At 73.5% G+C, this 12,996-nt stretch carries 12 protein-coding genes; 10 read left to right on the top strand and 2 right to left on the bottom strand.

The window, feature by feature from the left end:
* Positions 1 to 64 precede the first annotated feature (64 nt).
* The 4 genes from OG799_RS28765 to OG799_RS28750 all read left to right on the top strand — a co-directional run bounded on the left by OG799_RS28765 (position 65) and on the right by OG799_RS28750 (position 3,430).
* Positions 65 to 1,072, top strand: a complete 1,008-nt coding sequence (locus OG799_RS28765) for a hypothetical protein (protein ID WP_406039411.1) — start codon at positions 65 to 67, stop codon at positions 1,070 to 1,072.
* Positions 1,073 to 1,231: 159 nt separating this feature from the next.
* Positions 1,232 to 1,999, top strand: coding sequence for an SGNH/GDSL hydrolase family protein (locus OG799_RS28760; protein WP_406039409.1), 768 nt, complete (start codon positions 1,232 to 1,234; stop codon positions 1,997 to 1,999).
* Between the two features lie 3 nt (positions 2,000 to 2,002).
* Positions 2,003 to 2,449: an imidazolonepropionase-like domain-containing protein gene (locus OG799_RS28755; protein WP_406039407.1), complete on the top strand. Its 447-nt coding sequence runs from the start codon at positions 2,003 to 2,005 to the stop codon at positions 2,447 to 2,449.
* Between the two features lie 78 nt (positions 2,450 to 2,527).
* Positions 2,528 to 3,430 (top strand): sulfurtransferase, encoded by a 903-nt coding sequence (locus OG799_RS28750; protein ID WP_406039405.1) that lies wholly within the window; start codon positions 2,528 to 2,530, stop codon positions 3,428 to 3,430.
* Between the two features lie 74 nt (positions 3,431 to 3,504).
* Here the strand turns inward: OG799_RS28750 and OG799_RS28745 are convergent, their stop codons facing one another.
* Complete coding sequence (locus OG799_RS28745; protein WP_406039403.1) at positions 3,505 to 4,089, bottom strand: TetR family transcriptional regulator; 585 nt, start codon at positions 4,087 to 4,089, stop codon at positions 3,505 to 3,507.
* Between the two features lie 100 nt (positions 4,090 to 4,189).
* Here OG799_RS28745 and OG799_RS28740 point away from each other — a divergent pair, with 100 nt between their 5' ends.
* Positions 4,190 to 5,344 (top strand): FAD-dependent oxidoreductase, encoded by a 1,155-nt coding sequence (locus OG799_RS28740; protein ID WP_406039401.1) that lies wholly within the window; start codon positions 4,190 to 4,192, stop codon positions 5,342 to 5,344.
* Here OG799_RS28740 and OG799_RS28735 read toward each other — a convergent pair.
* Positions 5,341 to 6,663: an MFS transporter gene (locus tag OG799_RS28735; RefSeq protein ID WP_406039399.1), complete on the bottom strand. Its 1,323-nt coding sequence runs from the start codon at positions 6,661 to 6,663 to the stop codon at positions 5,341 to 5,343. The two genes, OG799_RS28740 and OG799_RS28735, sit on opposite strands and share 4 nt — an antisense overlap.
* Before the next feature lie 128 nt (positions 6,664 to 6,791).
* Here OG799_RS28735 and OG799_RS28730 point away from each other — a divergent pair, with 128 nt between their 5' ends.
* From OG799_RS28730 to OG799_RS28710, 5 genes are all read left to right on the top strand, one after another.
* Positions 6,792 to 7,418 carry a TetR/AcrR family transcriptional regulator gene (locus OG799_RS28730; RefSeq protein WP_406039397.1) on the top strand — a complete coding sequence of 209 codons (627 nt, stop codon included), beginning with the start codon at positions 6,792 to 6,794 and terminating at the stop codon, positions 7,416 to 7,418.
* A 112-nt stretch (positions 7,419 to 7,530) separates the two neighbouring features.
* Entirely contained in the window at positions 7,531 to 8,898 is a 1,368-nt protein-coding gene (locus tag OG799_RS28725) for an acetyl/propionyl/methylcrotonyl-CoA carboxylase subunit alpha (protein WP_406039395.1), read from the top strand.
* Between the two features lie 94 nt (positions 8,899 to 8,992).
* Complete coding sequence (locus OG799_RS28720) at positions 8,993 to 9,913, top strand: hydroxymethylglutaryl-CoA lyase (RefSeq protein WP_406039393.1); 921 nt, start codon at positions 8,993 to 8,995, stop codon at positions 9,911 to 9,913.
* A 168-nt stretch (positions 9,914 to 10,081) separates the two neighbouring features.
* Positions 10,082 to 11,614, top strand: coding sequence for an acyl-CoA carboxylase subunit beta (locus OG799_RS28715; protein ID WP_406039391.1), 1,533 nt, complete (start codon positions 10,082 to 10,084; stop codon positions 11,612 to 11,614).
* Between the two features lie 152 nt (positions 11,615 to 11,766).
* A complete protein-coding gene (locus OG799_RS28710) occupies positions 11,767 to 12,921 on the top strand; it encodes an acyl-CoA dehydrogenase family protein (RefSeq protein ID WP_406039389.1) in 1,155 nt (384 codons plus the stop codon).
* The last annotated feature ends 75 nt before the right edge of the window (positions 12,922 to 12,996 follow it).

Raw genomic sequence — 12,996 nt, 5'->3', positions numbered from 1 at the left:
CCCATCGGGAACTTGACGTCTTGGGGTACGTCGAACACGCACCGCCACCCCCAAGGACAAAACCATGAACGTTTTCGCCGCTGACGCCGCCACCCGCACCGCTCGTCTCCGTACCCTCCGGCGTGCCGTGGCCCTCTCGGCCGCCGCGCTCGCGGCGGTGGGCCTGAGCGCCTGCGGCGGGGACAAGACCGCGACCCCCACCGCCGCCGCGTCCTCCGCCGCGCCGGCCGCCGTCACCAGCGCGGCTCCGGTCAGCAACTCCGACGCCGCGACGCTCGCCGGCACCCGCTACTACCTGGGGACGAGCGGCAAGGAGGCCAGCATCCACGTCGTCCAGGGCGACACGGACAAGGTGACCGCGCGGATCCCGTTCGGCTCCGGCTCCTGCACCGAGAACACCATCACCGTCTCCCCGGACGGCAAGCGGATCGCCTGGGTGCAGAACGGCGACGACACCGGCACCCTGATGACTGCGGCGATCGACGGCTCGCAGCAGCGGACCCTGGAGAAGGGGGTCAACTGCCTCGGCAGCCGGGCGCTGGTCTGGCAGGGCGACGACTGGCTGATGGTGCAGCAGCGCAACCGCTCGGTGCTGATGGACATGGTGGCCGGCGAGCCGCACCACGGTGACCCGGGCGAGGAGACCGACCGGTGCTGGTCCGCCGACGGGAAGTGGCTGGCCGCCGTCGACGACTACGGCAAGCCGTTCGTGACGGGCGGCAAGGCGGGACGCAGCTACACCTACACCCCGCCGAAGGCCGACGCTGCGAAGCACGACGGCTGGCAGGCCCGCAGCGTCTCGACGGACGGCCGGTACGTCGCCGTCGGTTGGAAGGGCACCGACCCGTCCCGCCAGGACGGCAGCTTCGCGGTCGTCGACACCACCACCAGCAAGGTGGTCGAGCTGACCGGCGCCGGCTCGGTCCGGAGCATCCTGTTCACCGCCGACGGCACGGTGCTCGTCCGCCGGGCGACCGGCATCACCGTCCTCGACGCGAGCTTCAAGCTGGCCGGCACGGTCCAGGAGCCGGGCGCGGTGAAGGACCTGACCCTGCTGGCGTACGCGGCCTGACCTCGAACGACGGAAGGGGCGGACCACCGACCGGTGGTCCGCCCCTTCTTCGTGCGCGCTGTCGTCTCCGCCACGTCGTACGCCGGGGGCATCCGGTGACACCGGGCGCGGTGACAGACTGAGCGACGCAGCTCTGCCGGGACGTCAGAGGGAGGCGCAGTGCGCTGGCGCAGTTTCGTGGCGGTGGGCGACAGCTTCACCGAGGGCATGGACGACGCGTATCCGGACGGGACCTACCGCGGTTGGGCGGACCTGGTGGCCACCCGGCTCGCCGCCGAGGCCGGCCCGGACTTCGGGTACGCCAACCTCGCGATCCGGGGTCGGCTCTTCCCCGACATCGTGGCCGAGCAGGTGCCCGCCGCGGTGGCCATGAAGCCCGACCTGATCAGCTTCGCCGCCGGCGGCAACGACGTGCTGCGGCGGACCTTCGACCCCGACTCGTTCGTCGCCCGGTTCGACGACGTGGTCGGCGAGCTGCGCTCCGGCGGCGCGGACGTGATCCTCTTCCGATTCGCCGACGTGATGGCCCGGCTGCCCGGCCAGCGTCTCGTCGCGCCCCGGGTGACCCTGCTCAACCGGGTGGTGGGTGAGGTCGCGGAGCGGCACGGCGCCATCCTGGTCGACCTGTATGCCGACGACACGTACCTCAACCCGATGCTCTGGAGCACCGACCGGCTGCACCTGTCGGTCGCCGGGCACCGGCGGGTCGCCGGGCAGGTGCTGACCGCGCTCGGCGTCGGCTGCGACGAGGACTGGCTGATGGTGCCGCCGCACCCCGCGCCCACCCCGTGGCTGGCCGCGCGCGCCGCCGACCTACGCTGGGCCGGCCAGCACCTGGCGCCCTGGATCAAGCGCCGGCTGACCGGGCGCTCGTCCGGCGACACCGTCACCGCGAAGCGCCCGCTCCTCGGCCCGCTCACCGACTGACCCGTGCGGACCATCCACGCCGCCCCGCTGCTGCGGGTCACCCTCGACGACGCACCGGTCGTCGGTCACGCGGTGCTGGTGACCGGGGACCGGGTCGAGGCGGTCGCGCCGCTGGACGAGCTGACGGCGGCATACCCGCAGGTGCGGGTGCGGCGGTGGGCCGGGACCCTCGGGCCGGCGCTGGTGCACGACGGGCCGCTGCCCGCCGCGCCGACCCCGCGCGAGCGGGTGCACGCCCTGTTCCGGCTCGGTGCCGCTGCCGTGCTCGCCGCGGAGGTGACCGAGCCGGGGCTGCGCGCCGCGGCCGTCCGCAACGGCGTCGCGGTGCTGGACACCCCTCGGCCGCCGGCGCTGGTGCCGGGCGGACGGGCGGACCTGGCCGTCCTCGCCGCCGACGGCGCCTGCCTGGCCACCGTGGTGGCCGGTCGGCTGGTGCACCGCCGCGCCTGACGTGCGCGGCGCCACATCCGCCCCACCCGATCCGCGTTGCCCGGTCGTCGGCCGGGGATCGGGCGTACCTTGGGGATCATGCCTGTGTCGAGCGATCCGAATCCCCGCCTCCAGTCGTACGCCGACCCGCAGCGGCTGGTCACCACCGAGTGGCTGGCCGAGCACCTGGGCGACGAGGGCCTCGTCGTGGTGGAGTCCGACGAGGACGTGCTGCTCTACGACACCGGTCACCTCCCGGGTGCGGTCAAGGTCGACTGGCACACCGAGCTGAACGACCAGGTGACCCGGGACTACCTGGACGCGGAGAGTTTCGCCGAGCTCTGCGCCGCCAAGGGCATCGGGCGGGACGACACGGTGGTCTTCTACGGCGACAACTTCAACTGGTGGGCGGCGTACGCCCTCTGGGTCTTCTCCCTCTTCGGCCACCCGGACGTGCGGCTGCTCGACGGCGGCCGGCAGAAATGGATCGCCGAGGGGCGGGAGCTGACCCGGGAGAAGGTGACCCGCCCCCGCGCCGAGTACCCGGTGCCGCAGCGGAACGACGCGCCGCTGCGGGCGTTCCGCGAGCAGGTGATGGCGCACATCGCGGCCGGTCGTCCGCTGGTCGACGTGCGCTCGCCGGGCGAGTACACCGGCGAGATGCTGCACATGCCGGACTATCCGCAGGAGGGCGCGCTGCGCGGCGGGCACATCCCGGGCGCGGTGAGCAAGCCGTGGAAGTCCGCCGCGAACGACGACGGCACCTTCAAGTCGGCCGGCGAGCTGCGGGCGATCTACGCCGACCAGCTCGGGCTGAGCCCGTCGGACGACGTGGTGGCGTACTGCCGGATCGGGGAGCGGTCCAGCCATACCTGGTTCGTGCTGCACCACCTGCTGGGCTTCCCGCAGGTGCGCAACTACGACGGCTCGTGGACCGAGTGGGGCAACCTGGTCCGGGCCCCCGTCGTGAAGGGCGATCAGCCGGGCGGCCTCGCCGGCTGACCCTTCCCGCGCCGCCGACGGCCGTGGTCACCCTCGGGTGGCCACGGCCGTCGGCGTCCGCGCCCTCCAGCTGCTCAACGGGTACGGTCCGGGACCGGGCCGGTCAGGTAGCGCTGGAGGGTCGGGGCGACCCAGGCGACCAGCTCGGCCGGCGGCGCGTCCACCATCGGCGGCAGGCCGACGATGTAGCGGGTGAAGGCCAGGCCGAGGATCTGGCTGGCCACCAGGCCGGCGCGGCGCGCGGTGGTCGCCGGGTCGGTGCCGAACCGGGCCACGACCGCGCCGAGCTGGTCGGCGAAGATGCCGCGCATCCGTTCGGCCGCGCCCGGGTTGGTGCTGGCCGCCCGGAGCAGGGCGGCGAGCGTCTCGTCGCCCTCCCACCGGTCGAGGAAGTGCCGGACCAGCACCTCGCCGAGCTGCCCGGACGGCACCCCGGCCAGGTCGGGCAGGCGCAGGTCGAACTCGGCCGCCGCGGCGAAGAGCCCCTCCTTGCTGCCGTAGTAGCGCATCACCATCGACGGGTCGATGTGGGCGTCGGCGGCGATGGCCCGGATGGTGGCCCGGTCGTAGCCGTCGGCGGCGAACCGTTCCCGGGCCGCGCGGAGGATCGCGGCGCGGGTGGCGTCCGAGCGGCGGGCGCGGGGTGCGGCGTCGGTCATGTCCACGACTGTATGCCAACAAGCGTTGACATCGATAGCGGCCCGCGCCTAACGTTGCCAACAAGCGTTGGCAAACACTTGTTGGCAATGGAGGTGGGCCGTGCTGCCCGAACGCACCGACGTCCTCGTGGTGGGGGCCGGACCGACCGGCCTGACCGTGGCCGCAGCCCTGGCCGGGCGCGGCGTCGACGTGACCGTGGTCGACCGGCTGGCGCAGCCTCCGGTCACCTCCCGCGCGGCCGTCGTGCACGCGTACACCCTGGAGGAGATGGACCGCATCGGCGCGGCCGCGCCGCTGGTGGCCCGGGGGCTGCCCGCGCCGCGGTTCACCGTGCGGGACCGGGACCGGGTGCTGCTCAGCGTCCCCTTCGGCGCGCTGCCGTCCCGCTACCCGTACGCGCTGATGGTCTCCCAGTCGGAGACCGAGGCGGTGCTCGCCGAGCGGCTCACCGCGCTCGGCGGCCCGGTGCTCCGGCCGTACACGATGACCGGCCTGACCCGCGACGACGCCGGCGCGACGGTCAGCTTCGCCGACGGCGCCACGGTCCGGGCCCGCTGGGTGGTCGGTGCCGACGGGATGCGCAGCACGGTGCGCGAGCTGGCCGGGATCGGGTTCGGCGGGTCCCCCGACCCCGGCGAGTCGTTCCTGCTCGCCGACGTGCGGGTGGAGAGCGGGCTGCCCCGCGACCAGGTCGCGTTGTTCCTGGCCCGGCAGGGGCCGCTGGTCTGGGCGCCGCTGCCGGACGGCGTGGTCCGGCTGGTCGCCGCCGTGGCCGACGCGCCGCGTGAGCCGGGCGCCGAGCAGTTCCAGGCCCTGCTCGACGAGCGGGGGCCGGCCCGGCGGCCGGACCGCGTGACCGAGGTGCTGTGGGCGTCCCGGTTCCGGGTCCACCACCGGATCGCCGAGACGTTCCGCGCCGGGCCGGTCCTTCTCGCCGGGGACGCCGCGCACGTGCACAGCCCTGCCGGCGGGCAGGGGATGAACCTCGGCATCTGCGAGGCGGTCGCCCTCGGCGACACCCTCGCCGACGTGCACGACGGCGGACCGGAGGCGCTCCTCGACGGCTGGGCCGCCGCGCGCCGGCCGCTCGCCGAGGAGGTCGTCGGCTTCGCCGACCGGATCACCCGGCTCGCCACCGTGCCCCCGGCCGGCCGCCCCCTGCGCGACGTGCTGCTGCGCACCGTCTCCGCGCTGCCGCCGGCCCGGCAGCGGCTCGCCCTGCGGCTCTCCGGCCTGAGCCACCGCCCCGCCTAGGCTGCCCCGGTTGCGTTCTCCTCGACGAGGTGCTGCGCACCGCGATCGGCCCTGCCGACCGTGGTGGGGGCGACCGCCTCCGGCCGCGACCCCGGTGCCCGCCACGCCGCGAGCGTGACCAGGGCGAAGACCGCCGCCGCCGCGCCGACCACCGGCGCCACCCCGTACGCGGCGCCGGCCAGCCCGGCGAGCGCGGCGCCGACCGGCGCGGTCAGCAGGGCGAGGACCCGTTGCGCGGCGCCCACCCGACCGAGCAGCTCGGCCGGGACCCGCCCCTGGCCGTACGCGGCCCAGAGGCTGTTCCACACCGTGCTCCCAGCGGCGAAGACGGCCAGCGTGAGCCCGCCCGCCACCGGGTTCCGGACCAGCGCGAAGCCGGCCAGCGCGACGGTCTGCACGGCCAGCACCGCGCGCAGCGCCGGCACCGTGCCGAGCCGGCCGGCGATCCGCCCCGCCGCGAGCGCCCCACCCAGTCCACCCAGCACCACCGCCGCCATGAACAGCCCGTAGCCCCCCGCCGGCACCCGCAGCACCTCCAGCGCGTACAGCACCAGCACCGCCATCAACCCGCTGATCGCCAAATTCGTCCCCGCGCTCAGCACCGCCACCCGCCACAACACCCCGTCGCCCCGGACGAACCGCACCCCCTCCCACGCCCCGCTCTTCGCGCCGATCTTGCAGTTGTGGTCGGTGATCCGCCCCTTTTCACCCGTTACGCCGGGGTGGCAAGTGCAAGATCGCGGGGTCGAGCTGGGGCGGAGGGAGGCGGCGAGGAGGGCGGCGGCGGCGAAGGTGAGGGCGTCGAGGGTGAAGGGGAGGGGGGCCGCGAGGGTGAAGAGGACGCCGGCCAGGGGGGCGCCGAGGAGACCGCCGGCCACGGCCGTGCCGGCCTGGAGGCGGCCGTTGGCCGTGGGCAGGGCGGCGGGGGAGACCAGGGACGGGAGCACGGCGAAGGAGGCGGCGTCGAAGAGGGTGCCGAGGGTCGCCAGCAGCGCCGCGGTCGCCGCCAGCACCAGGACGCCGGCCCGGTCCGCGGCGACCAGCGCGGCCAGGACGGCCACCACGGCGGCCCGCAGCCCGTCCACCACGGCCATCGCACGGCGGCGGTCCCAGCGGTCCGCGTACACGCCGCCGAGCAGGCCGAACAGCAGCGGCGGGAGTTGCCCCGCCACGGTCACCGCGGCGATCGCTCGGGGGTCACGGGTGAGCGTGGCGGCCAGCAGGGCCAGTGCCGGCGTACGCAGGGAATCGCCGAACCGGGAGGAGACGGCGGCGGACCAGAGCAGCCGGTAGTCGCGGCCGAGCGGGAGAGCGGTCATGCCGACGGACCCTGCGGCCTGCACCCGGTCGAGGGTCAAGCGGGCCGGAAACGGGACGGAGTCAACGTGAGGCAACTGACGGGTAACCGAGCCTCCACCACGCCGCGCCCGCGGTCTAGGCTTGCCCGGTGGCGGTGGAACAGCAGGCGCGGGGTGCGGCGAGCGGCGCGACGGGCGCGGGCCGACGCCGGTCCCGGCGGGACGAGATCCTGGAGATCGCGGTCGGCCTCTTCGCCGCCCGCGGCTACCACGGCGTGTCGATGGACGACATCGGCGCCGCCGCGGGGGTGACCGGCCCGGCGCTGTACCACCACTTCGCCGGCAAGGAGGCGATGCTGGTCGCCGCGCTGATCCCGGTCAGCGAGGGGCTGCTCGCCGGTGGTCGGGAACGGGTCGTCGACCATCCGGACGACCCGCGCGGCACGCTGGAGTCACTGATCGACTTCCACGTCGAGTTCGCGCTGGCCAACCCGGCGGTGATCGCCCTGCACCTGCACGAGCTGGATCGGCTCCCCGACGAGCCGCGCCGGCGGATCCGCCGGCTCCAGCGCCTCTACGTCGAGGAGTGGGTGACGGTGCTGACCGCGCTGCACCCGGGCCTGCCCGACGGGGAGGCGCGGGTGCTGGCCCACGCCGCGTTCGGCCTGATGAACTCGACCCCGTTCCTCGGGGGTGAGGTCGACCGTCGCCGCCGCGCCGAACTGCTCCGCGCCGCCACCCTGGCCGCCCTCCTCGCCCCGACCACCCCCGCCTGAGCCCACTCTCACCCGGTCACCGACCGGGTCACGGGCGCCTGGCGACTCGTGAGTAACCGGCGGCTCGTGGTTACCTGGCAGCCGTCCCCACCCCTGGACGCTGGGAGAAAACATGATCGAGTCACTGCTGGTCGCCAACCGGGGCGAGATCGCCCGCCGGATCATCCGGACCGCCAAGCGGCTCGGGATCCGCGCGATCGCGGTGCACTCGGAGGCCGATGCCGGCCTGCCGTTCGTGACGGAGGCCGACGAGGCGGTCTGTGTCGGCCCGGCCAACCCGGCGCAGAGCTACCGGAACGTCGAGGCGATCCTCGCCGCCGCCAGGTCCACCGGCGCGCAGGCCATCCACCCCGGGTACGGCTTCCTGTCGGAGAACGCCGACTTCGCCCGTACGGTCGAGGCCAGCGGCCTGATCTGGGTCGGGCCCGGCGCGGACGCGATCACCGCGATGGGCGACAAGATCAATGCGCGGAACCTGATGGCGGCGGCCGGCGTGCCGGTCGCGCCCGGCACCACCGACCCGGCCGCCGACCTGGACGCGGCGGTCGCGGCCGCCGCCGAGATCGGCTACCCGGTGATGGTGAAGGCCGCGGCCGGTGGCGGCGGCATGGGCATGGGCGTGGCGACCGACGAGGCCGCGCTGCGCACCGAGTACGACAAGGTGCGCTCGTTCGCGGAGCGGATGTTCGGCGACGGCTCGGTGCTGATCGAGCGGTACTTCCCCCGGGTGCGCCACGTCGAGGTGCAGATCCTCGGCCTGGCCGACGGCCGGGTGGTGGCCCTCGGCGAGCGGGAGTGCTCGGTGCAGCGGCGCAACCAGAAGCTGGTCGAGGAGTCCCCGTCCCCGGCGGTCTCCCCGGAGCTGCGCGAACGCTTCCTGGCTGCGGCGGTCCGGGCCGGTGAAGCGGTCGGCTACCGCAACGCGGGGACCGTGGAGTGCCTGTTGGTCCCGCGTCAGCGGGACTCCGAGGGTGCGGGCTCCGGCTCCGAAGAATTTTTCTTCCTGGAGATGAACACCCGGCTCCAGGTGGAGCACCCGGTGACCGAGCTGGTCTACGGGGTGGACCTGGTGGAGGAGCAGCTGCGGGTCGCCGCCGGCCTGGCCCCCACGTTCGACCCCGACGCGCTGGCCCCGCGCGGCCACGCCATCGAGCTGCGGATCAACGCCGAGGACCCGAAGCGGTTCCTGCCCGGCCCCGGCGCGATCAAGACCTGGGTGGAGCCGACGGGTTCCGGGGTCCGGGTCGACTCGGGCTACGTCGAGGGCAACACGGTCACCCCGTTCTACGACAGCCTGATGGCCAAGCTGATCGTCAGCGGCAAGGACCGGACGGAGGCCGTCGAGCGCGCGACGGCCGCGGTGGCCCAGTTCGAGATCGCCGGCCCGAAGTGCAACCTGCCCTTCTTCGCCGAGCTGCTGGAGAACGACGAGTTTCTCTCCGGCGACTACGACACCGGCATCGTCGGCCGAATGCGCTGATCCCCCGGCCCACCCCGGCGCGTGCGGGTGCCGGGGTGGGAGTGGGAGGCTGGGGGGACCCCCAGAGCACTACGTCACAGTGAGGTGACCCCTTATGGCGGAACTGCCGGACTTCGTCTCCATCCGTGAGGTCGGGCCCCGCGACGGGCTGCAGAACGAGGACCCGATCCCGACCGACGCCAAGGTGCGGCTGCTCGACGCGCTCTCCGGCACCGGCGTCAAGCGGATCGAGGCGGTGTCGTTCGTGCACCCGAAGGCGATCCCGCAGATGGCCGACGCCGACGAGGTGTGGCAGCGGGCCACGAAGGCCGACGGCGTGCGGTACTCGGCGCTGGTGCCGAACACCCGGGGCGCGCAGCGCGCCCTGGCCGCCGGCTTCACCGAGATCGAGGTGGTGGTCTCGGCCAGCGACACCCACAACCGGCGCAACGTCAACCGCTCGACCGAGGAGTCGCTGGACGACATCGCCGAGCTGATCGACCTGCTGCACGGCGCGGGCGCCCGGGCCGAGGTGATCGTGGCGACCAGCTTCGGCTGCCCGTACGAGGGGGACGTCGACCCGTACCGGGTCGCGGGCATCGTGGACCGGGTGGTCCGCGACGGCGCCGACCGGGTGGCGTTCGGCGACACCACCGGCATGGGTACCCCGCGCCGGGTCCGCGAGCTGATCACCGCCGTACGCGACCGCAACGCGCACGTGCCGGTGCTGCTGCACTTCCACAACACCCGAGGTACGGCGCTGGCCAACCTGCTGACCGCGCTCGAGCTGGGGATCACCGAGTTCGACGCCAGCGTGGGCGGCCTGGGCGGCTGCCCGTACGCCCCGGGGGCGAGCGGCAACCTGGCCACCGAGGAGGCCGTGCACATGCTGCACGACATGGGCATCGACACCGGGATCGACCTGGACGCCCTGATCGAGGTCGCCGAGCTGGCCGAGGAGCTGCTCGGCAAGAAGCTCCCCTCCGGCGTGCTGCGCGCCGGCCCGCGTACCCGCCTCACGCCCCGCCCCGCCTGACCCGTTCCACTCGTGACGGGTCACTCCTTCCCGGTGACCGCCGGCCCGTCGGTGCGCGCCGCCCGGCGGGTCGCCGGAGCGGGCGCGGATGCGCTAACCTAACGATCGTTCAGGTCGGCCGGTGGGTGCGCGTGAGGCGTGGCCGGATCAGGTGGCGAGGGAGTCGGCGTGACGCTCGACGGTGAGGCACTGGAGCAGCTGCGCAAGCGCGCCCGGGCCGGCGGTGCGGACAAGTACCACGCGGCGAACGCCGCCAAGGGCAAGCTCTTCGCCCGCGAGCGCGTCGCGCTCCTGGTCGACGAGGGTTCCTTCGTGGAGGACGGCCTCTACGCGAACACGATGGCCGACGGGCTGCCCGCCGACGGCGTGGTCACCGGCACCGCCACCATCGACGGCCGCCAGGTGTGCCTGATGGCCAACGACTCCACCGTCAAGGCCGGCAGCTGGGGCGCCCGGACCGTCGAGAAGATCATCCGGATCATCGAGCGGGCGTACTCCACCAGCGTGCCGATGGTCTACCTGGTCGACTCGGCCGGCGCCCGGATCACCGACCAGGTCGAGCTCTTCCCCGGTCGGCGGGGCGCCGGCAAGATCTTCTGGAACCAGGTCCGCGCCTCGGGTTCCATCCCGCAGGTCTGCGCGCTGTTCGGGCCGAGCGCCGCCGGTGGTGCGTACATCCCGGCGTTCTGCGACGTGGTCGCCATGGTCGACGGCAACGCCAGCATGTACCTCGGCTCCGACCGGATGGTCGAGATGGTCACCGGCGAGAAGACCACGCTGGAGGCGATGGGCGGGGCCAAGGTGCACTGCGCCGAGTCCGGCGTCGGGCACTTCCTCTGCAAGACCGAGGCCGACGCGCTCGACGTGGTGAAGCGCTACCTGTCGTACCTGCCGGCGAACTGGACGCAGCAGCCGCCGGCCGCCGAGGCCGTCGAGGCCTCCGACAAGGTCGACCTGGCCGCGCTGGTCCCGGCCAGCGAGCGGCAGGCCTTCGACATGCGCCGGTACGTCAAGGGCCTGCTCGACGACGGCTCCTTCTTCGAGATCCAGGCGCTCTGGGCCAAGGAGCTGACCATCGGCTTCGGCCGGCTGAACGGCGAGGTCGTCGGCGTGGTCGGCAACAACTCGATGTTCAAGGGCGGCGTGCTCTTCGTCGACTCGGCCGACAAGGCGACCCGGTTCGTGCAGCTCTGCGACGCGTTCAACGTGCCGCTGCTCTTCCTGTCCGACGTGCCCGGCTTCATGGTCGGCAGCGCGGTGGAGAAGCAGGGCATCATCCGGCACGGCGCCAAGATGATCACGGCGATCTCCGAGGCGACCGTACCGAAAATCTGCGTGGTGGTGCGCAAGGCGTACGGCGCGGGCCTCTACGCGATGGCCGGCCCCGGCTTCGAGCCGGACGCCACGATCGCCCTGCCCACCGCGAAGATCGCCGTGATGGGTGCGGAGGCCGCGGTCAACGCGGTCTACGCCAACAAGATCGCGGCCATCGAGGACGAGACCGAACGGGCCGCCTTCGTCGCCGCCAAGCGCGAGGAGTACGAGCGGGACATCGACATCGTCCGGCTCGCCAGCGAGCTGGTGGTCGACGCGATCGTCGAGCCGCACGAGCTGCGCGTCGAGCTGGTCCGCCGGTTCGCCGCCGCCCGCACCAAGGACCGGCAGTTCTCCCGCCGCCGACACGGCGTCACCCCGGTCTGACCCGAGCCGCCGCCCCGCACCACCGCACCGCGCCCGGCTCCGCACCACGAGACGCGCACCGCGCACACCCGGCACCGCCCACCGCGACCAGACGAACCGACCGTCCCGGCGTCACGAGCGCCCGGCGGAGGAGACCCGTACAGGAGGAACCGATGGACTTCCGGCTCAGCGAGGAACAAGAGGCGCTGCGGGAGAGTGTGCGGGAGTTCGCCCGCGAGGTGGTCGCCCCGACCATCGCGGAGCACTACGAGCAGCACACCTTCCCGTATGAGATCGTCCGCCAGATGGGCAAGATGGGGCTGTTCGGGCTGCCCTTCGACGAGGAGCACGGCGGCATGGGCGGGGACTACTTCGCGCTCTGCCTGGCGCTGGAGGAGCTGGCCCGGGTCGACTCCAGCGTGGCGATCACCCTGGAGGCGGCGGTCTCGCTCGGCGCCATGCCGATCTACCGGTTCGGCACGGAGGAGCAGCAGGCGCAGTGGCTGCCGAAGCTGCTCAGCGGGGAGGCCCTGGCCGGCTTCGGGCTGACCGAGCCGGGCTTCGGGTCGGACGCCGGGGGCACCCAGACCCGGGCGGTGCTGGACGAGACGACGAACGAGTGGGTGATCAACGGCTCGAAGGCGTTCATCACCAACTCCGGCACCGACATCACCACGCTGGTCACCGTCACCGCGGTCACCGGCACGAAGCCGGACGGTGCGAAGGAGCTCTCCACCATCATCGTGCCGTCGGGGACGCCGGGCTTCACGGTCGCGCCGGCGTACTCGAAGGTCGGCTGGAACGCCTCGGACACCCACGAGCTGACCTTCGACGACTGCCGGGTGCCGGCGGCGAACCTGCTGGGTGAGCGGGGCCGGGGCTTCGCCCAGTTCCTGCGCATCCTCGACGAGGGGCGGATCGCCATCGCCGCGCTGGCCGTCGGCCTGGCCCAGGGCTGCGTCGACGAGTCCGTCAAGTACGCGAAGGAGCGGCACGCCTTCGGTCAGCCGATCGGCAACTACCAGGCGATCCAGTTCAAGATCGCCGACATGGAGCTGAAGGCGCACACCGCGCGGCTGGCCTACTACGACGCCGCCGCCCGGATGCTGGCCGGCGAGCCGTTCAAGCGGCAGGCCGCCATCGCCAAGCTGCACGCCAGCACCGTCGCGGTGGACAACGCCCGCGAGGCCACCCAGATCCACGGCGGCTACGGCTTCATGAACGAGTACCCGGTGGCCCGGTTCTGGCGGGATTCCAAGATCCTGGAGATCGGTGAGGGCACCAGCGAGGTGCAGCGCATGATCATCGCCCGCGACCTGGGCATGTGAGGTGACCCGGACCCGTCCGGGCCGGTCGAGGTCCGGGCGGGGCGCCCTGCTGTCGGATATCCGCGCCGGAGCGTC

Source organism: Micromonospora sp. NBC_00898 (assembly GCF_045207895.1).
Lineage (GTDB): Bacteria > Actinomycetota > Actinomycetes > Mycobacteriales > Micromonosporaceae > Micromonospora.
This window is presented reverse-complemented; position numbering and strand designations above follow the sequence as displayed.